Origin of the sequence: Deinococcus radiopugnans ATCC 19172 (assembly GCF_006335125.1) — a bacterium.
Classification (GTDB): domain Bacteria; phylum Deinococcota; class Deinococci; order Deinococcales; family Deinococcaceae; genus Deinococcus; species Deinococcus radiopugnans.
Genome location: NZ_VDMO01000014.1, coordinates 99,481 through 118,406, shown reverse-complemented (window position 1 = coordinate 118,406; position 18,926 = coordinate 99,481). Strand labels below are relative to the sequence as shown.

Annotated in this window: 15 protein-coding genes; 8 read left to right on the top strand and 7 right to left on the bottom strand. The window is 68.3% G+C overall.

The window, feature by feature from the left end:
- The 4 genes from FHR04_RS13705 to FHR04_RS21015 form a co-directional block, all read left to right on the top strand.
- Positions 1-1,909 (top strand): PQQ-dependent sugar dehydrogenase (locus FHR04_RS13705; protein ID WP_170213960.1); only part of this gene is annotated, 1,909 nt, incomplete at its 5' end.
- Positions 1,910-2,045: 136 nt separating this feature from the next.
- Entirely contained in the window at positions 2,046-3,089 is a 1,044-nt protein-coding gene (locus FHR04_RS13700) for a WD40 repeat domain-containing protein (protein WP_139403919.1), read from the top strand.
- A 164-nt stretch (positions 3,090-3,253) separates the two neighbouring features.
- Complete coding sequence (locus tag FHR04_RS13695) at positions 3,254-4,516, top strand: NHL repeat-containing protein (RefSeq protein WP_170213959.1); 1,263 nt, start codon at positions 3,254-3,256, stop codon at positions 4,514-4,516.
- Between the two features lie 216 nt (positions 4,517-4,732).
- Positions 4,733-5,791 (top strand): hypothetical protein, encoded by a 1,059-nt coding sequence (locus FHR04_RS21015; RefSeq protein WP_170213958.1) that lies wholly within the window; start codon positions 4,733-4,735, stop codon positions 5,789-5,791.
- Positions 5,792-5,860: 69 nt separating this feature from the next.
- Here the strand turns inward: FHR04_RS21015 and FHR04_RS13685 are convergent, their stop codons facing one another.
- Together FHR04_RS13685 and FHR04_RS13680 are read right to left on the bottom strand one after the other, a co-directional pair.
- Entirely contained in the window at positions 5,861-7,465 is a 1,605-nt protein-coding gene (locus FHR04_RS13685) for a gamma-glutamyltransferase family protein (RefSeq protein WP_139403917.1), read from the bottom strand.
- Positions 7,466-7,503: 38 nt separating this feature from the next.
- The gene (locus tag FHR04_RS13680) at positions 7,504-8,460 is read right to left on the bottom strand and encodes a LysR family transcriptional regulator (RefSeq protein ID WP_139403916.1); all 957 of its coding nucleotides are present in this window, start codon (positions 8,458-8,460) and stop codon (positions 7,504-7,506) included.
- A 127-nt stretch (positions 8,461-8,587) separates the two neighbouring features.
- On the opposite strand from FHR04_RS13680, the gene FHR04_RS13675 reads away from it, so the two are divergent.
- A complete protein-coding gene (locus FHR04_RS13675; RefSeq protein WP_139403915.1) occupies positions 8,588-8,893 on the top strand; it encodes a hypothetical protein in 306 nt (101 codons plus the stop codon).
- Positions 8,894-9,033: 140 nt separating this feature from the next.
- Here the strand turns inward: FHR04_RS13675 and FHR04_RS13670 are convergent, their stop codons facing one another.
- Positions 9,034-9,942, bottom strand: coding sequence for a transglutaminase-like domain-containing protein (locus FHR04_RS13670; RefSeq protein WP_039685786.1), 909 nt, complete (start codon positions 9,940-9,942; stop codon positions 9,034-9,036).
- 112 nt (positions 9,943-10,054) lie between these two features.
- On the opposite strand from FHR04_RS13670, the gene FHR04_RS13665 reads away from it, so the two are divergent.
- Entirely contained in the window at positions 10,055-12,091 is a 2,037-nt protein-coding gene (locus FHR04_RS13665; protein WP_139403914.1) for a thioredoxin domain-containing protein, read from the top strand.
- 33 nt (positions 12,092-12,124) lie between these two features.
- Here the strand turns inward: FHR04_RS13665 and FHR04_RS13660 are convergent, their stop codons facing one another.
- The 4 genes from FHR04_RS13660 to FHR04_RS13645 all read right to left on the bottom strand — a co-directional run bounded on the left by FHR04_RS13660 (position 12,125) and on the right by FHR04_RS13645 (position 14,738).
- Positions 12,125-13,150, bottom strand: a complete 1,026-nt coding sequence (locus FHR04_RS13660) for a PIG-L deacetylase family protein (protein WP_139403913.1) — start codon at positions 13,148-13,150, stop codon at positions 12,125-12,127.
- Between the two features lie 117 nt (positions 13,151-13,267).
- Positions 13,268-13,951 carry a ribose 5-phosphate isomerase A gene (gene rpiA, locus FHR04_RS13655; RefSeq protein ID WP_039685782.1) on the bottom strand — a complete coding sequence of 228 codons (684 nt, stop codon included), beginning with the start codon at positions 13,949-13,951 and terminating at the stop codon, positions 13,268-13,270.
- On the bottom strand, positions 13,944-14,435 hold the full coding sequence (prxQ, locus tag FHR04_RS13650) for a thioredoxin-dependent peroxiredoxin PrxQ (protein WP_139403912.1): 492 nt from the start codon (positions 14,433-14,435) through the stop codon (positions 13,944-13,946). The genes rpiA and prxQ overlap by 8 nt, the downstream gene beginning before the upstream one ends.
- A gap of 111 nt (positions 14,436-14,546) precedes the next feature.
- Positions 14,547-14,738 (bottom strand): hypothetical protein, encoded by a 192-nt coding sequence (locus tag FHR04_RS13645; protein ID WP_039685778.1) that lies wholly within the window; start codon positions 14,736-14,738, stop codon positions 14,547-14,549.
- An 87-nt stretch (positions 14,739-14,825) separates the two neighbouring features.
- Here FHR04_RS13645 and pulA point away from each other — a divergent pair, with 87 nt between their 5' ends.
- Complete coding sequence (gene pulA / locus FHR04_RS13640; RefSeq protein WP_139403911.1) at positions 14,826-18,176, top strand: pullulanase-type alpha-1,6-glucosidase; 3,351 nt, start codon at positions 14,826-14,828, stop codon at positions 18,174-18,176.
- A gap of 27 nt (positions 18,177-18,203) precedes the next feature.
- A complete protein-coding gene (locus FHR04_RS13635; RefSeq protein WP_139403910.1) occupies positions 18,204-18,764 on the top strand; it encodes an AAA family ATPase in 561 nt (186 codons plus the stop codon).
- Positions 18,765-18,926: the final 162 nt, after the last annotated feature.

Sequence of the window (18,926 nt, the reverse complement as noted above, 5' to 3'; positions counted from 1 at the left end):
CAACGTCAGCGGTCCCGCTGAGCGGACGCCTGCCGCCTGGGAATACAAGATCGCCGACGGCACGTACACCGTGACTGTCAGCACTGGCGATGCCAGTGGCAGTCTGGACAGCGAGCATGCCCTGAACATCGAGGGCAAGGAAGCCATTGCGCCGTACATGCCCGCTGCCACCAACAAATTCAGGACGGTGACTCTGCCCGTGCTGGTCACGGATGGGCGCCTGACCATCGACGCGGTGGGCGGCACCAACACCAAGATCAATTACGTGATCATCGCGCCCGGCAACCTGCCCAGCCTGCGCGAGACCAAGCCGGAAAACGGACAGACCATGGTGGATCCTGACAGTGGCGTGACCGCCGAGGTGAATCTGCCCGCCAGCGCCATCGACACGAACTCGCTGACCAAGGGCGTCTCACTGACGGGTCCAGACAACGTCAAGGTGCCGGCCATCATTAATACGTCAGGCGGGGGCGACGTGGTGGTGCTCAAGCCCAACGCGAGGCTGAAGTCCAATACGGCCTACACCTTCCGTGTCACCTCTGATCTCAAGGACACCGAGGGTAACAGCTTTGAGCCCTACTACAGCACGTTTGTGACCGGCTCGCCCACTTCCAGCGGCAGCACCGTGGCCTTCGAGAAAGTCACCCTGGCCAACGTGCCCAATAAACCGTACACCTCTGTGGAAATTGGTCCGGACGGACGCTTGTACGCGGCCACCATGAGCGGTGAAATCATGCGCTTCGACATCCAGAGCGACGGCACGTTGACTAATGTGAAGACGATCGATTCGGTGATCAAGGCCGAGAGCGGCCCCCGCACCATCATCGGCTTGAAGTTCGATCCGTCCAGTACAGCCGACAATCTGGTGTTGTGGATCACCAACAACGAGGTGTACAGGGGTGTGCCCGCCCCTGAGTGGACCGGCAAGATCACGCAGCTCAGCGGCGCGAACCTGGAAAAGGTGCAGGATTACGTCGTGGGCCTGCCGCGCTCGGTGCGCGATCACATGACCAACTCGATCTCCTTCAGGCCCGGAGAGAAAGGCGCGATGTACGTCCTGCAGGGCAGTGATACCTCCACCGGTGCGCCCGATACACAGTGGGGCAACCGCGAGGAGAAACTGCTGACCGGCTCGTTGCTGCGGATTGATCTGAACAAGATGCCGGCGACTTTGCCCCTGAACGTCCAGACGTCCGAGGGGGGCAGCTATAACCCCTACGCCCCCGGCGTACCGGTCACGCTGTATGCCACCGGCATTCGCAATGCCTTCGACATGGTGTGGCACACCAACGGTCACCTGTATGTTCCGGCCAATGGCGGTGCGGCGGGTGGCAACACGCCCAGCGTTCCCGCTCCACTGCCCTCCACCTGCGCCAACCGTCCCGATGGGGGCTACACGGGTCCTGTGGTCAATGGCAAGATCGGCATGAAAGTGCAGAACGACTTCCTGTTCAAAGTCGAGAAGAACAAGTACTACGGCCACCCCAACCCGACGCGCTGCGAGTGGGTGCTGAACGGTGGGAATCCCACTGCAGGCAAGGACCCTGCTGAGGTCATCGACTACCCGGTGGGCACCCAGCCTGACCCCAACTGGGGCGGCGTCGCCTACGATTTCGGCACGCATTACTCGCCCAACGGCGTGATCGAGGAATACAGCCTGCCCGGCAACAACCTGCTGAAAAACCGCCTGATGGTGGTGCGCTACAGCGAGGGCAAGGACATCATTGTGCTGAAGCCTGGCCCGGACGGCAACATCGTGGAGGCCCAGACCGGCATCACCGGCCTGACCAACTTCAACCCCAGCCCGCTCGACCTGACCGAGGACCGCTCCAACGGCAACCTATACGTGGCCCTGCTGGACGAGAAGCCGCCCGGCGCAGGTACCCTGATGCTGGTCAGGCCCAAGTAAGCGGGTCACGACAGAGTTCAACTCAGATCGCCCTGTCCACCATGCTTTTCAAGGCGGCGCGTGGAGGTCCGGTTCAGTCCGGCCTCCCGCGTCTTTTCTCATTCTCCTATTCTCGGGTTCTGTCCTGGAGGCCCACATGATCCACCCCGCCCTGTTGACCCTGGCCCTGCTGTGGGGCCAGAGCCTGCCTCTCCCTCCTGTAACCGGCCCGTCGTCCATTGAGGTGGCTGCTTTGCAAGCCGCGTCCACCACACCTGAATTGCGTTCCAGCCGCATCCTGCGGATCAGCGAGGTCTACGCTGGGGCGCTGGCCTTCAGCCCGGACGGCCGGTGGCTGGTCACGGGGGGCAGCGAGGGAAGGATTCAGTGGTGGGCAGCCGGGGGCAAGGCCGAGCGAGGCCCCAGTGTGCGTCAGCCGGGCGCCGTGACGGCGCTGGCCTTTAGCCCGGACGGGCGCCGACTGGCTGCCATCAGCGGCGACGGGCGCGTTCGGGTCTGGGACGCGCAGAGCCGCGCGCTGCTGCTCACGCTGGACCCGCAAACCTACTACGTGACGGCGCTGGCCTTCAGCCCCGACTCCACGATGCTGGCGACGGCGGGTGGCGACAACACCCAGCGGCCGGGTTCGGGCAACAGCGTCAAGCTGTGGGATTTGAGCAACGGGCGCGTACAGGGCAGCCTGCGTGGCCACGCCGATGTGGTGACCTCGCTGGCCTTCGCTCCGGATGGCCGGACCCTGGCCAGCGGTAGCCGAGACCGCACGGTGCGGCTGTGGGACGTGGCCCGGCGCTTGCCCCTGCGGACCCTGAGCGGTCACGAGGATTACGTGAGCGCTGTGGCCTTCAGTCCGGACGGGGAGACGCTGGCCAGCGGCAGCTGGGACACCAGCGTGCGGCTGTGGGCGGTGCGCAGCGGCCAGCCGGGGCGCACCCTGGACAGCGGCGGCGGTCTGGTGACGGCGCTGGTGTTCGCGCCGGACGGTCTGCGGCTGCTGGCAGGCACGCAGGACGGGCGGACGCGACTGTGGAACCCGCAGAGCGGCGCGCTGCTGGCCAGCCTGGGCGGCCACACCGACGCCGTGGACGCGGTGGCCTTCAGTCCGGATGGCCGGGTTGTTGCCGCCACCGGAGGCCGGGACCGCAACGTGCTGCTGTGGACGCTGCCCTCTGCGGCCCGCTAAATAGGCGCGTCTGTTCCCCTCCCCCCATTCGTTAACGTTGCTGTATCGCCCGTCACGTCACCATCTCCTGACAAGGCCCGATCTTAAGGACCGGCACGCCACGGGACCGGAGCTTCCGACCGCGCCCGGCGCCACCAGCAAACCAGACGATGAGGTCTACACCAGTGAATAAACGACATGCCGCCGCCAAATTGACCCTGCTCTGCGCCGTGATGGCCCTGTGCGGCTGCTCGTCGCTGCCTCCCGGTGGGGCGCTGGCCGCCGAATCCGGTCAGGCTCAGCAGGCACAGCAGCCCATCCGTCCGGGGTTTGCGGCACAGGACACCGCCGCGCAGGCCGATGGCCGCATCGTGGTGTTCGGCCTGCGCGGCAGCGATCACGTCTTCGCGCGGTATCTGCCGAGCGGCCAGCCCGATTTCAGTTTCGGCACGGCCGGGGAGATCCGGCTGCCCCGCAGCGGTACGGGCGGCCCAGCAGAGGTGCTGCGGCTGACCGTCCAGGCCGACGGCCACCTGCTGGCGCTGGGCGGCCAGACGCTGCTGCGCCTGCTGCCGCAGGGCCAGCCGGACCCCGCTTTCGGCCAGGGGGGGCGGGTCACGGCCGGGTTGCCTGCCGTGCCGCGGGCCTTGGCGTCCCTGCCGGACGGAGGCGTGCTGGTGGCGGGCGGCAGCCGCGAGCTGGCGGCGGATTCGTCCGGCCCGGCCTCCACCCTGGTGCTGACACGGCTGCTGCCGAACGGCGAACCGGACCCGGCCTTCGGCACGGCTGGACAGGTGGTCACGGCGCTGGAGGATTCGTTCCTGGCGTCCAGTGTGTGGCCGCTGGCGGACGGCAGCATTCTGGTCGGCGGCGTGGCCGTGTCGCTGGATGGGGGCACCTACAGCCGCTGGGTGGTGGCCCGGTATAACGCCGACGGCGTGCTGGATACCGCCTTCGGGGACGGCGGCGTGGCCACGGTCCGCAAGGACCGCTTTGCCGCTGGCCGCCCCAGCGATCTGGCCGTGGACGCCGCTGGCCGGGTGCTGGCGGCCGGGTTCCTGAGCAGCGGGGTCTGCACCGTGACGCGCCTGCTGGGGTCTGGCCAGCCTGATCCGGACTGGGCCTACGAAACAGTGAGCGACCTGCGTGTTCTGCCGGACGGCGCTGCCCCCGACAGTGGCGGTGTGCCGCGCAGCGTTCCCGGCGTGTCGCTGGCGCTGCTGCCCGGCGGCCAGATGGCACTGGGAGGCTGCGCGCAGTTCGGTTCCGACGCTGCCGGACAGCCACAGGTCCGGCCCGTCCTGGCCCGCCTGGACGTGGATGGCGGCGCCGATCCGGCTTTCGGCAGCGAGGGCTTACAGGACGTGCCGGACAGTGCCCAGGTGGGGGTGACTCCCCAGGGAAACCTGCTGGTGGGGCTTGATCCGGTCACTCAAATTGAGCCTTGAGGCGCGGCCAGTCGTGAACGGTCAGTGTCGCGGCGGGCCGCCGGGCCAGCTTTCACCCGTTCGTCATCCAGGCGGCAGACCACTGCGCCGCCGTCTCGCCCCACGCATCGCCACAACCACCGAACCCACCGATTCAGCCCAGCAGACCTGCGGTCAGCGAGAAGCGCTCTTCCGGTTGGTGATCTCGACACAGCGAAATCGACTCAGGAGTGAGCCATGACTATTCTTCCCCCCCAGAATTCCTCCCACCCGCGCCGCGCAGGCCGGGGCCGCTGGCTGCTGGCCGCCCTGCTGGTGATGACCACCGGCTGCGCGCAGCCCCAGGGCGGCCTCCTCCGGCCCGAGCCTGTGCCTGTGCCTGCGCCTGAACCCGCCATCCAGCTCAGTGCCCAGCCGGGCCGGCTGGTGTTCAGCGGCACGCAGACCGGCACTGGAGCCGGGGCCAGTCCCGTGCAGACGGTCACGCTTCAGAACAGCAGCGACGCCCCGGTCCGGTTGACGGGAGTCACTTTCAGCATGGGGGCTGCCTTCGGGCTGGTCTCCCCGCCCTCCTTTCCACTGACGCTGGCCGCCGGAGCCAGCCTGGACCTGGGCGTAAAGCTGCTGCCGGGCAACCCGACGGGGGTCCTGCGCGCCACGCTTCGGGCCGTGGGGGACAGCGCCGTGGGCGAGGTGGAACTTGCTGGTCTGCGCGCCGCCGGCCTGGAAGGCGACAAGGAGCCGGCACTGGCCCAGATCGTGGACGCTCTGGGGTACCAGATTAACGTGGGTGGTCAGGGGCTGATCCTGAGTACGGGTGACGCCCCCATCGGCGACGAGATCGCGGCCCCGCTGTTCAAGCGCGCCTTGACGGCGGTCCCGGTGACCCTGCGCCCGGTGGCCCGCTATTCCCCTGACGGCCTCTCGGCCTACGGGACCTTCGTGCTGGAGGGCACTGTGGCGCGGACGCAGGTGCGGGGCACCCTGGACATGGGTGGGCATCAGGCCCTGAATCCGCCGCTTCAGCCGGGCAGTCAGACCACCTTCGATCCGGGCGCCCAAGCGTTCGGGGTCTATCTGGCGGCCAACGGCAAATACCCCACCCAGGACACCTATACCCTGGACCGCCTGAACACCGGCCCCGTTCGCCACGCCGTGCGCGTCTATCCGCTGAAGGACGGTGATGGCAAGGTGGTCCCGCACAGCTTCCTGCTGGCCTTCGAGCCCTCAGCGAACGGCGATTATCAGGACGCCGTGTTCGTGCTTGAAAATGTGGATCCGGTGACCGCAAAGTAGTCGGAGGGATCAAAGAAAGTGGGGCCAGAGCGTTCGCCGCTGCTGGCCCCACTTCTTTGCCTCTTCGTTTTACCAGGCCGCGATGTGACCGTCGGTGCGGCTCTCGGTGCCGCCTTCCAGCACGCCGGTTTCGGGGTTGCGCCAGATGATCTGGCCGCGCCCGAAGGCGCTGGGTTCCAGCTGCACGCTGACCCGGTGGCCCCGGTGGGCCAGTTCGCGGGCCAGTCCGGCGCCCAGGCCCGCTTCCACCTCCACCCCCAGCCCCGAGAGCCACTGCCAGCGCGGGGCGTCCAGCGCCTGCTGCGGGTTCATGCCGTAGCGCACGGTGTTCAGCACGACCTGCAGGTGGCCCTGCGGCTGCATGAAGCCGCCCATCACGCCGAAGGGGCCGACCGGGGTGCCGTCGTTGCGCGTCAGGAAACCGGGAATGATGGTGTGGTATGGGCGTTTGCCGGGGGCCAGCACGTTGGGGTGGCCGGGTTCCAGGTTGAAGTTGTGGCCCCGGTTGTGCAGCCCGATGCCGGTGCCCGGCACCACCACGCCGCTGCCGAAGCCCATGTAGTTGCTCTGGATCAGGCTGACCATGTTGCCCTCGTTGTCGGCGGTCGCCAGATACACCGTGCCGCCGCTGCTGGGCGGGGCGGTGGCCGGGTCGTGCGCCGTGTCCGAGAGCCGGGCACGGTGGGCCTGTGTGTTCGCCGCCGAGAGCAGGTGTTCCACATCCACCCGGCTGTGCCGCATGTCCGCCACGTACTGGTGGGCGTCGTGGAAGCCGCGCTTCATGGCCTCGATCTGCAGGTGCAGGCCGTCGGGATCGTCGCGGCGGTCGGGCAGGCGCTGGCCTTCCAGAATATTCAGCGCGATCAGCGCGGCGATGCCCTGACCGTTCGGCGGAATCTCATGGACGCGGTGGCTGCCGTATTCGGCGGAAATCGGCGTGACCCACTCACTCTGGTGGGCGGCCAGATCCTCGGCGCGCAGCAGGCCGCCGGTCGCCTGCGCGTGGGCATCGATCTGTGCGGCCAGATCACCGCTGTAAAACGACTCGCCGTAGCTCTCGGCGATGGCTTCCAGCGTGCGGGCGTGACCCTCGCTGCGCCACAACGCGCCGGGGGCGGGCGCAAAACCGTCCGGGGCGAAGGTGCGGAACCACTCCTCCATGATGTCCAGTTTCAGGCCCCGGAAACTCTGGATGGTGCGCGCCCAGCCGGCCGACGCGGCGGGCGACAGCGGAAAGCCGTCGCGGGCGTAGCCGATGGCCGGGGCCAGCACCTGCGCGAAGTCCAGACGTCCGTGCGCGCGGTGCAGGTCAGCCCAGCCGCGCACGCCGCCGGGCACGGTCACGGGCGTCCAGCCGTGGCGGGGCATCTCGCCGCCGTGCCGCTGCTGCAGGGCGTCCAGCGTCAGGGCGGCGGGCGCCGCGCCGCTGGCGTTCAGGCCGTGCAGCTGGCCCCCGGCCCACACCAGCGCGAACAGGTCGCCGCCGATGCCGTTGGCGGTGGGCTCCACCACCGTCAGCGCGGCGGCGGTGGCAATCGCGGCGTCCACGGCGTTGCCGCCCGCCTGCAGCACGCTCAGCCCGGCCTGCGCAGCCATAGGCTGACCCGTGATGACCATGCCGCGCGAGGCGTAGACGGGACGGCGCACCACCGGATATTCAATTTGATAGGCCATAGGCCCATCAGGGTAGCAGGGGCGAGAGGAGGTGTTGCTCAGTTCCAGACGCGCAAGGTCTGGGAGGCAAATTGCTCCGCTGGCCGTGGCCCCAGCGACGCCACCAGCGCCGCCGTAAAGGCCCGGATCAGCGGCAACCCGGCCCGGTGCGGCAGCGCGGCCACGGCCATCGTCCGGTTCAGGGGTGCGGGCAGGGGCAGGAGGATCAGGCCATCCGGCACGGGGAGCAGGGCCAGGCGGGGCATCACCGTGACCCCCAGACCGTGACGCACCATGCCCAGGATCACGCTGTCCTGTTCGATCTCCGTGATGCCCGGCGTATCGACGCCCAGGCCCAGCAGATGCGTCTCGATGCGCTGGTGGCACGAGTTCCCTCTGGGCGACAGCAGCAGCGGCCCGCCCGCCAGCTCCTCCACGGTCACTGGATGCGGGCCGCGCGACGCCGGGGCAACAAACAGGTAGTCGTCCTGAAACAGCGGCGTGAGCCGCAGGCCCGCCGCCGCCTCGCCCTCGACCAGCGCCAGATCGGCCTGTCCGCTTCTCACCTGCTGTTCGCCGGTATTTCCCCGGTTGCGGTCTCCGTCCAGCAACCGGATGGTCACGGCCGGATGTTGTCGACGAAAGGCCGCCAGGACGGGCGGCAGCAGATGCGTGGCGGCCGAGCGGAAGGATGAGATCCGCAGCACCCCTGACAGCTCGCCGTCGTCCTGCGCCGCCAGCAGCACGTCCCCGGCCGCCTGCACGGCGGCGCGGGCATGGGCCACCGCGCGCAGACCAGCGGGCGTGGGCACCGTTCCGCTGGCGCTGCGGCGCAGCAGCGGGCGGCCCGCCAGGGCTTCCAGCTTGCCCACCGCCTCGCTCAGCGACGACTGCGAGGCATTCAACTCCGCCGCCGCCTCGCCGAAGCCCCCGGCGTCCACCACGGCAATCAGCGCCCGCAACTGCGCCAAGGTGGGCTGGTTCTGAGCGGCAACGGGGGTTCTGGGCAACGCCATGTTTCATTGTAGGCCGCGCGCCGAACCCCACCCATCGGAACAACCGATGGCGGCTGGGCCGCGGATGACACGGAACCGATGTCCAGAGTCAGCCGCGGCGGCGCAGGCTGGGCGCAGGAGGTTCGCCATGACCCTGAATGCCCGTTGCGCTCCCACTGTTCCCCCGCTGCCTGCCCCTCAGTCCATGCGGCCCGCGCGCCCCGCCGACGAACCGTTCGGCACGCTGGTGCTGGAAGCGGTGAGCCCCGCAGACGCGCCGGAGCAGCTCACCCTGCCCGACTGGGCCATCTGTACGTGGCCGGTGGCGCGGCTGGGCGACGTGACGCTGGAGGCCCGGCCCCTCTGGGCGCACCTGGGGCCGGACGATCTGCGCGCTGCCCTGCGGGCCGCAGGCTGGACGCCGCTGGGGCCGGTGCGGACGCGGCGGGGGTAAAAGACCCTCACCCACCGTTGCGCGGCCCCCCTCTCAGGGGGGAGAATCGGCCGCGGACAGACTGCGCGTTCCCGCCGTCTTCAGAACGCGCCACAAGAAGTCCCGCTCCAGAGGGGCGAGGGCTTAAGGGTGAAGGTGCCCTAGAAAATCCGGGGATTGGGCGCGATGTCCAGCGTATTGGCAGCGTCCGTCTCGTCGGCCCAGACCTTCATGTGGGTCAGCCGGGCGCTGCCGAAGGTGGTGGAAAAGGCCACGTCGCTGGCGTCGCGGCCCTGCGCGATCAGCACGCGGCCCGCGCGCGGCTTGTTGTGGCGGGCGTCGAAGGTGCGCCACTGGCCGTCCAGGAACGCCTCGAACCACGCGTGGAAGTCCATCGGCACGGGATCGGGCACGATGTCGATGTCGGGCATGTAGCCGCAGACGTAGCGGGCTGGGATGTTCAGCGCCCGGCAGAAGGCCACGCCCATGTGCGCGAAATCCCGGCACACCGCGCGGCGGCTGTCCAGCGCCTGCTTGGCCGAGGTGCTGCTGGTTGAGCCGTAGCCGTAGGTGCACTCGTCGAACAGGAAATCGCTGATGGCCTGCACCTGCGCCCAGCCGCCCGCCACGTGCCCAAAGCGCTCCCAGGCCTCGGCGCTGATCAGATCGCTGTCGACATAGCGGCTGGGCAGCAGATACTGGATGGTCTCGTCGGGCAGATCCTGCACCAGGGTCTTTTTCAGGTGCGGCAGCACCGGATCGGGGTTGCGCGTGATTTCCGCGATCAGGTCATGCCCGATCTCGAAGGTGCCGGGCTGCGCCACCGTGCGCCAGACCGTGTTGCCGTGCCCGTCGGTGTAGGTGTGGATGCCCCGGGCCGCGCCCAGGGGCCGGGCGTCGATGATGCGCTGGCGGGTGCCGGTGGCCTCCAGACGGTCTCCCGGCTGCACCACGAACAGCATCGGGGTGGGGTAGGGCACCTCGAAGGTCAGCGAGAACCCGGCCCGCACCCGGACGGGACGGTCAAAGGCGGTGTCCTGTGCTGCGGGAGTGCTGTTGGCCTGTGTCATTCACTGTAGTCTGAGGCTTTTTTGAACGCCGAATGTGTGAAGCCCAAATGGATGAAGTCTGTGCCGTGGGACGCCAATCCCGCCGGGGCCGGGGAGGCGTTAGCCTGCGAGCATGAACCGCCTCGCTGCCGAATCCAGTCCGTACCTGCGCCAGCATGCCGACAACCCGGTGGACTGGCAGCCCTGGGGCGAGGCCGCGTTCGCCGAGGCGCGGGAAAGGGGCGTGCCGCTGCTGCTGTCGGTGGGCTACTCCACCTGCCACTGGTGCCACGTCATGGCCCACGAGAGCTTCGAGGACACGGCCACCGCCTCTTACATGAATGAACATTTCGTCAATGTCAAGGTCGACCGCGAGGAACGCCCCGACGTGGACGCCGTGTACATGGCCGCCACCCAGGCCATGACCGGGCAGGGCGGCTGGCCCATGACCGTGTTCCTGACCCCCGACGCCGAACCCTTCTACGCCGGCACGTACTTTCCGCCGCGCGACGGTCAGGGAATGCCCAGCTTCATGCGCGTGATGACCAGCGTGGTGAATGCCTGGACTGGAGACCGCGAGAAGATCGTCGCCAACGCCCAGGCCCTCAGCGCCCACGTCCGCGACGCCAGCCAGCCGCGCCCGGCAGCGGGGGATTTGCCCGCCGACTTTCTGGAGCGCGGTGTAGCGAACCTGCGCCGCGTGTCCGACGCCGTGCGGGGCGGCTTCGGCGGTGCACCCAAATTCCCCGCGCCCACCACCCTCGACTTTCTGCTCACCCGTCCGGAGGGCCGCAGCATGGCGCTGCATACCCTGCGGCAGATGGGATCCGGCGGAATTTATGATCAGCTGGGCGGAGGCTTTCACCGCTACAGCGTGGACGCCGAGTGGCGCGTGCCGCACTTCGAGAAGATGCTGTACGACAACGCCCAGCTGGTGCGCACGCTGCTGCGCGCGTATCAGGTGAGCGGGGACGCCGAATTTGCGCGGCTGGCCCGCGACACGCTGGCGTACCTGGAGCGCGAGATGCTGCACCCGGACGGCGGCTTTTTCAGCGCGCAGGACGCCGACACGGGCGGCGTGGAGGGCCTGACCTTCACCTGGATCCCCGAGGAGGTGCGCGCCGTGCTGGGCGACGGCGAGGACGCCACCCTGGCCCTGCAGCACCTGGGCATCACCGACGGGGGCAATTTCCTCGATCCCCACCGGCCTGAATATGGGCGGCGCTCGGTGCCGTTCGTGGCGCAGTCGGTGGCCGAACTGGCCGCCCTGCACGGCGACAGCGAGGAGCGTATCGGGATGCGTTTGGAGGGCCTGAAAAACCGTCTGCACGCCGCCCGCCAGGCCCGCGAACAGCCTGGCACCGACGACAAGGTACTGACCTCGTGGAACGGACTGGCGCTGGCGGCCTTCGCGGACGCAGCCCGCGTCCTGCAAGAGCCCCATTACCTGGAGATCGCCCGCCGCAACGCCGACTTCATCCGCGCCGAGTTGCGCCTGCCGGACGGCACCCTGCGTCACACCTGGGGCGGCGGGCAGGCGAAGGTGGAAGGGCTGCTGGAAGACCACGCCCTGTACGCGCTGGGGCTGGTGGCGCTGTTTCAGGCGGGCGGCGACACCGCGCATCTGGAGTGGGCGCGCGAGCTGTGGGACATCGTCCGGCGCGACTTCTGGAATGAGGACGCGGGGGTGTTCATGGCCTCGGGCGGACGCGCCGAGACGCTGCTGACCCGGCAGGCGCCCGGCTTCGACAGCGCTGTGCTGTCCGACAACGCGGCGGCGGCCCTGCTGGCGCTGTGGATGGACCGCTATTTTGCCGTCGCAGACGCCGAGCAGCTGGCCCGCCGCACCGTCCAGAGCTTCCAGGCCGACATGCTGGCGGCCAGCGGGGGCTTCGGGGGGCTGTGGCAGGCCGCCGCGTTCCTGGCCGCGCCGCACTCCGAAGTTGCCATCATCGGCACGCCCGAGGAACGCCAGACGCTGGAGGTGGTGGCCGCCGAATTTTCATTGCCCTTCACGGCGCTGGCCTTCACGGAGGCGGGCGGCGATCTGCCGGTGTTGCAGGACCGTCCGGGCGGCGGGCTGGGCTACGTCTGCCGCAACCGCGCCTGTGAGTTGCCCACTCTGGACGCGGCGGTGTTCAGGCGGCAACTGGAAGGGCTGGCGAACTGAGCGCTTTCCTGCCTCCGGCTTGAGGCCCCAGGGTCAGAACCCTCCGTAGCCCCTGTCCTCCTCCTCGCTTTTCGTGCCGTCTGCCGGATTGCCCGTGTCCTTCAGCGTGATCAGCTCGTTGCTGCGCACGAAGGCCTCCATGAAGCGGCGCATGACCATCATCTGGCTGCCGTGGGCCTTCAGGGCGTCGAGCTTCTGGTCCTCGTCCTGCTGGTCCAGATCGGCGCGGTGCCAGGGCAGATGCACGCCGCGCGGCGAGATCAGCAGCGGGAAGCTCTCGTGCAGTCCCTTGGGCACCGGCCATTCCAGGCCGCCGTGCACGATCCAGTAGCGGGCGCGGGAGGACCAGCCGCGTTCCCCCAGCAGGGCCTGCGTGAACAGGCTGGTGGCGACGTGATCGGGGTGGGCGTCGCTGGTGGAGGGCAGCAGCACCAGATCGGGCCTCACGCGGTCCAGCACGCTGCCCAGGTCACGCCGCAGGTTCAGGGCCGTATACACCGCGCCGGGCGACAGCGCGCGGGTGTAGGGCACGCGCAACGTGCCGGTGTGGGGCGAGCGCACTGGATCGGGACTGCGCCACATCCTCAGCAGCGCGCCGTCCGGGTAGCCCAGGAAGGTCAGGTGACCGGCGGGCACGCCCAGGGCGGCGGCGGCGGCGGCCCCCTCGTCCATGCGGCGGCGGCCCAGTTTCTGGGTGGCCCCCAGGCGGGGCCGCAGGGTGCGGTCCAGCAGCGCGCTGTCCAACTCGAAGCCGTCGCCGCTGGTCACCCACACAACGTAAACCTGTGCCCCGGCCTGCACCGCCCCGGCGATCAGGCCGCCGCAGCACAGGCTCTCGTCGTCGGGGTGGGGGCTGACCACCAGCACCGTCTGCCCGGCGCGGATGGCCGGCAGCGCGGGCAGGGCGTGGACGGCGGCGACGGCGCGCGGGTACAGCACCACCAGCGCCGAGGCCGCGTTGATGGCGTAGGCCAGCGCCAGCGCAACGAGCAGCAGCGCGCCCAGCACCCAGTCGCGCCGCCGGGTGCCGAATTGCCGCCTGCTCCCTGACCCGCGCATGGCCCCAGCGTAGGGCATCGGCCCAGGCTTCGGCGTCCGCCCAAAGTCTCCTGAGCGTCCCGGCTGCCGTGCCGCAGTCCGGCCCGTCTCAGGCGGTCTATTCAAACAAGGGCAGGGCTAGCGGGTCAGTTCCTGCACCCCGTCCGGCGAGGCCACGAAGGCCCGCTCGGCCAGGCCCAGGAAGAGGCCGGTCTCCACCACGCCCAGGGTCCCTTTCAGCTCGCGCTCCAGCGCGGCAATGTCGCTGCCGGGGCGCAACTGCGCGTCGTAGATGTAATTGCCGTTGTCGGTCACGTAGGGCTGCGCGCCGGGTTGCCGCAGCCGTCCGCCCGGCACGATCTGGCGCAGCCGCTCGACGGTGCTCAGAAAACCGAAACGGACGATCTCGACCGGCAGCGGCGCCTTCTCGCCGATCTGGGTCACGAGTTTGCTGTGATCGGCAATGATGATCAGCCGCCGCGACTGCATCTCGGTCAGTTTCTCGCGCAGCAGGGCGCCGCCCAGACCCTTGATCAGGTCGAGGTTGGGGGCGATCTCATCGGCGCCGTCGATGGCGATGTCCAGCGGGCGGGGGTCTAATGGCTCCACCGTCAGGCCCACCTCACGGGCCAGGGCGTCGCTGGCCTCGCTGGTGGCGACGCCCACGATGCGGGTCAGTGCCCCGCTCTGCACCCGGCGCCCGATTTCCTCGATGGCGTACTTCGCGGTGCTGCCGGTGCCCAGGCCCACCCGCATGCCGCTCTCGACCAGGGCGACGGCGCGCAGGGCAGCCTCCTTTTTCAGCGGCTCCAGATCAGGCATGCTTGTTCTGGTCCTTCTCGATGGCCGCCGCCACCGCGTCTGCGTGCCCGTCCACCGACACGGCCAGCCAGCTCTTGATCAGGGTGCCGTCCGGCCCGATCAGGAAGGTCTGGCGCTTGATGCCCTCGGTGACCTTGCCGTACAGGTTCTTGGGGCCGTAGGAACCGATGCTTTTCAGGTACGCGGCGTCCGGGTCACTCAGCAGCGGAAAGGGCAGGCTGTGCTTCTCGGCAAACTGGGTGTGGCTCTCGGCGTCGTCCGCGCTGACGCCCACGATGGCCGCGCCCAGCGCCTTGAGCGGGGCGCTGTCGCGGAAATCGCACGCCTCTTTGGTGCAGCCGGGGGTGTCGTCCTTGGGATACACGTACAGCACCAGGTACCGGCCCGCGTAGTCGTTCAGCGCGTGGGCCTGGCCGGAGGCGTCGTTCAGGGTGAAGTCGGGAAAGGGCTGGCCGGGCTGGGGAACGGGGGAGGCGTCTGTCATGGGTCCAGGGTAACGCGGCAAGAGGATGACAGGTCGATCAACCGTCCGCCCATCGCCCTGTCATCCGTTGTGATCTGTCCGCTGGTGTGCCCTGTCCTCTGGCGGGCCGCGCTAGATCGAGACGCGTCCGGGCAGCGTCGTGGTGTCCTCCGGCTCCTCGAAGCCGATGTCGGGGTTGCCGGGGCCGTCCTGCACCACGGCTGGGTCTTTCTCGTAGCGCTCGGGGATCTTGCGCAGGCTCTCGGCGTCGCTGTGGTGTTCGGGCGTCTCGTCGAAGTGTTCGTCGCTGGTGTGTCCGGTCATGGCTCCAGGCTAGGCGGCAGCGGCGGCGGCCGGGTGTGTCAAAGACCAAGACAGGTTCAGCCTGAGCGTTTTACACTGACGCTACACATGAACCCACTGGCGACGCTCCTGACGCTCGCGCTGGCTGCCTCGGCGGCGGCGCAGCCCTTTCCCGCCTCCCCGCTCGCCGCCCTGACGCAGACCGCGCCCTCAGCCCAGGCGGCGGCCCAGCCCATCCCCAAAAACGTGCTGCGCGTGCGCTACCTGCGCCCCGACGGCACCTACGCCGGCTGGGGCCTGCACGTCTGGGAGGACGCCGCCAAACCCACCGAGTGGGCCGCGCCGCTTCAACCGACCGGCGTGGACGCGGGCGGCGCGTACTGGGACGTGCCGCTGAAGGACGGTGCGGCCAAGGTGGGCTTTATCGTCCACAAGGGCGACGAGAAAGACCCTGGCGCGGACTTTTTCGCCGATCCCGCCAAGGGCCGCGAGGTGCTGATCCGCAGCGGCAAGGCCGAGTTCGCCTACGTGGCGCAGGAAACGCCTGTGCCCGCCAACACCGCCCGCATCAACTACTACCGCCCGGACGGCCAGTACGACGGCTGGGGCCTGCACGTCTGGGAGGACACCGCCAAGCCCACCGAGTGGACCGCGCCGCTGAACCAGACGGGCAAGAATGATTTCGGTGTGTACTGGGACGTGCCCATGAAGACCGACTGGAAGAAGCTGAATTTCATCATCCACAAGGGCGACGAGAAGGATCCTGGCCCCGACATGACGCTGAGCGCCGAACAGGGCACTCAGGCGTGGATCGTCAGCGGCAACGCGGCGGTCAACACCGCCAGACCCGAGACCAGCGTGCGGCAGATCGGTGACCTGAGGAAGCAGGGGGCGATTATGCTGGGACGCGACACGGTGGCGGTCAAGCCCGGCTTCGTTCAACCGGGCGCGCTTTTAACGCTGCACGCGGCCCTCGACGCCTCGCTGAAGCTGACCCCGGCGGGCGTGGACGGCGGCGCTGGCCTCACGCTGGAAGCAGTCGAGGGCGGCCTGACGGCGGCGCAGAAGGCCAGGGTGCCGTATCTGGCGAATTACACGCTGCTGCGCGTGCGCGAGGAAGACCGGGGCAAGATAGACTCGGCGCTGAGGGGTCAACTGGCGGTGTCCTCGGTGATGCCCGACGGCACTGTGCTGGACGTGACCGGGGTGCAGACGGCCCTGGCGCTGGACGATCTGTACGCCTACAGCGGGCCGCTGGGCGTGACCTGGGCGGGCAACGTTCCCACCGTGCGCGTCTGGGCCCCCACCGCGCAGGACGTGAAACTGCACGTCAGCGACGTGGACGGCAAGAACGAGAAAACGGTGGCGATGACCCGCGAGAAGAGCGGCGTGTGGACGGCCAAGGGTGACGCCACTTGGAAGAACCGCGCCTATCTGTTCGAAACCAAGGTCTTCGCCCCCAGCACCGGCAAGATCGAGACCAACCTCGTGACCGATCCGTATTCGGTGGGCCTGACCCTGAACAGCGCGCGCAGCCTCCTGATCGATCTGAACGACGCCGCGCAAAAGCCTGCCGGATGGGACACCCTGAAGAAGCCCGCGCTGAACTCGGTCAACGATCTGAGCTTCTACGAACTGCACCTGCGCGATTTCAGTGCCGCCGACGCGACAGTTCCGGCGGCGCAGCGCGGCACCTACCTGGCCTTTACCCGGAGCGGCAGCAACGGCATGAAGCACCTGAAGGCGCTGGCCGACGCAGGCCTGAAGGCCATTCACCTGCTGCCCACCTTCGACATCGCCACCATCAACGAGAACAAGACGCAGTGGAAGACGCCGGGCGATCTGAGCAAATTCCCGCCCGACAGCGACGAGCAGCAGAAGGCCGTGAACGCCGTCAAGGACGCCGACGCCTACAACTGGGGCTACGATCCCTACCACTACATGGTGCCGGAGGGCAGCTACGCCGTGAAGGCGGACGAGCGCACGAAGGAGTACCGCCAGATGGTGATGGCCCTGAACGCCTCGGGCCTGCGGGTGGTGCAGGACGTGGTGTTCAACCACACCAACGCGTCGGGGCAGGCCGAGCGCAGCGTGCTGGACAAGATCGTGCCCGGCTACTACCACCGCCTGAACGCGGACGGCGGTGTGGAGAACAGCACCTGCTGCTCGAACACCGCCACCGAACACACCATGATGCGCCGCCTGATGATCGACACGCTGGTGTTAATGGCGAAGGCGTACAAGGTGGACGGCTTCCGCTTTGACCTGATGGGCCACCACATGGTGGAGGACATGAAGGCGGCGCGGGCTGCTCTGGACGCCCTGACCGTGGCGAAAGACGGCGTGGACGGCAGGAAGATCTACCTGTACGGCGAGGGCTGGGACTTCGGCGAGGTGCAGGGGGGCAAGCGCGGCGTGAATGCCACGCAGGTCAACCTGTACGGCCAGGGCATCGGCACCTTCAATGACCGCATCCGCGACGCGGTGCGCGGCGGTAACCCGTTCGGCGGCCTGCAGGAACAGGGCTTCGCCACCGGACTGGTGGGCCTGCCCAACGGCCAGAAGGGCAACACGGATACGGCCAAGTTGCTTCAACTCTCGGATCTGATCCGGGTGGGCCTGACGGGTAACCTGCGCGATTACAAGCTGACCAACGCGGCGGGGCAAACCGTCACGGGCGCGGGCATCAAATACGGCGACGCGCCCGCCGGGTACGCGGCCAGCCCACGCGAGGCCATCAACTACGCCAGCGCACACGACAACCAGACCCTGTTCGACGCCGTGCTGCTCAAGGCCCCACAGAACGCGACGGGGGCGCAGCGCACGCGCATGCAGAACCTCGCCAACAGCATCATTCTGCTGGGCCAGGGGCTGCCGTTCAGCACCTCCGGCGATGACCTGCTGCGCTCCAAGAGCTTCGACACCGACAGCTACAACAGCGGCGACTGGTTCAACACCATCGACTGGACTGGGACAACCAACGGCTTTGGCCGGGGCTTACCCCTGGCCGAGAAGAACGCCGACAACTGGCCGCTGTACCGCCCCATCCTGGGCAACGCGGCGCTGCAACCCGGTCCCGCCGATATTGGGCGGGCCTTCGATGCCTACCGCGAGTTCCTGCGGGTGCGCTACTCCTCTGACCTGTTCCGTATGGCGACGGCGGCGCAGGTGCAGCAGGGCCTGACGTTCCTGAACACTGGTCCCAGGCAGATTCCCGGCGTGATTGCGATGAAACTCAGCGGCGCGGTCACGGCCACCAATCCCTACAGGAACATCGTCGTGGTCTTCAACGGCGGCGGGAAAGCCGTGACCGTGACCGACGCGAAGCTGGCGGGTCTGAACCTGAGCCTGCATCCCGTGCTGGCGGCCAGCACGGATGCCGTCGTCAAGACCAGCACATACGCTGGAAATGGCGTCACCGTGCCAGGGCTGACGACGGCGGTGTTCGTCGGGAAATGAGCGGGCACAGATAATGAGCGGGCACAGATGAGCCGGAAGCCGCTGCTCGTGCTGGTGACGGGCGTGCCGGGCAGCGGCAAGACCACGCTGGCCGCCGCCCTGAACGCGAGGCTGGGCTTTGCCCTGCTCTCCCGCGACGACTTTCAGGTGCGGCTGTGGAACCTGTGGCAGGATCAACCCGATCTGCTGCCCCACGTGCCCAGGGCGCACTGGGCCGCGTATTACGCCACGGTGGATGCCCTGCTGGACACGGGTGTCAGCGTGGTGGCCGAAGGCAGCGTCCACACCACGCGCGGCGCGGCGGAGATTGCGGTGCTGCTGCCGAAAGCAGATGCGGTGGTGATTCATTGCGTGGCCTCCAGAGCCGTGACCCATGAACGCTTTCGCACCCGCACGGGCGTGGGCCGCCGCCAGCATCCCGCGTACACCGACGCCGAGAACCTGCGGCAGATGGAGGAGAATCCGGCTCGTTGGGCGCACTTCGAGCAGCCCGTGGCGCTGGAGATCCCGAAGCTGATTGTGGACACGGGAGGCAGCTATCAGCCCAGGCTCGACAACATCCTAGAGTTCATCTGGAAGCGTGAGTAGAACGAATGATTTTGACTGCGCCAGCGCGCATTTCAGAACCAAAATCTCAGACACGTTAAGGATTGGCCTGGAAAAGGGATAGAAGTGGTCAGCCTCTCCCCGCCAATCTGAGAGAAATGAGAAGTGCAGTCACAAAGTCTCGCCTATGTCTAGCACTAGCCT

Coding starts and splice junctions, on each gene's coding strand:
- FHR04_RS13675 (WP_139403915.1), top strand. CDS start 8,588: ATGACCCTGAATGCCCGTTGCGCTCCCACTGTTCCCCCGCTGCCTGCC.
- FHR04_RS13645 (WP_039685778.1), bottom strand. CDS start 14,738: ATGACCGGACACACCAGCGACGAACACTTCGACGAGACGCCCGAACAC.
- prxQ (WP_139403912.1), bottom strand. CDS start 14,435: ATGACAGACGCCTCCCCCGTTCCCCAGCCCGGCCAGCCCTTTCCCGAC.
- FHR04_RS13665 (WP_139403914.1), top strand. CDS start 10,055: ATGAACCGCCTCGCTGCCGAATCCAGTCCGTACCTGCGCCAGCATGCC.
- pulA (WP_139403911.1), top strand. CDS start 14,826: ATGAACCCACTGGCGACGCTCCTGACGCTCGCGCTGGCTGCCTCGGCG.
- FHR04_RS13670 (WP_039685786.1), bottom strand. CDS start 9,942: ATGACACAGGCCAACAGCACTCCCGCAGCACAGGACACCGCCTTTGAC.
- FHR04_RS13700 (WP_139403919.1), top strand. CDS start 2,046: ATGATCCACCCCGCCCTGTTGACCCTGGCCCTGCTGTGGGGCCAGAGC.
- FHR04_RS13660 (WP_139403913.1), bottom strand. CDS start 13,150: ATGCGCGGGTCAGGGAGCAGGCGGCAATTCGGCACCCGGCGGCGCGAC.
- rpiA (WP_039685782.1), bottom strand. CDS start 13,951: ATGCCTGATCTGGAGCCGCTGAAAAAGGAGGCTGCCCTGCGCGCCGTC.
- FHR04_RS13685 (WP_139403917.1), bottom strand. CDS start 7,465: ATGGCCTATCAAATTGAATATCCGGTGGTGCGCCGTCCCGTCTACGCC.
- FHR04_RS21015 (WP_170213958.1), top strand. CDS start 4,733: ATGACTATTCTTCCCCCCCAGAATTCCTCCCACCCGCGCCGCGCAGGC.
- FHR04_RS13635 (WP_139403910.1), top strand. CDS start 18,204: ATGAGCCGGAAGCCGCTGCTCGTGCTGGTGACGGGCGTGCCGGGCAGC.
- FHR04_RS13680 (WP_139403916.1), bottom strand. CDS start 8,460: ATGGCGTTGCCCAGAACCCCCGTTGCCGCTCAGAACCAGCCCACCTTG.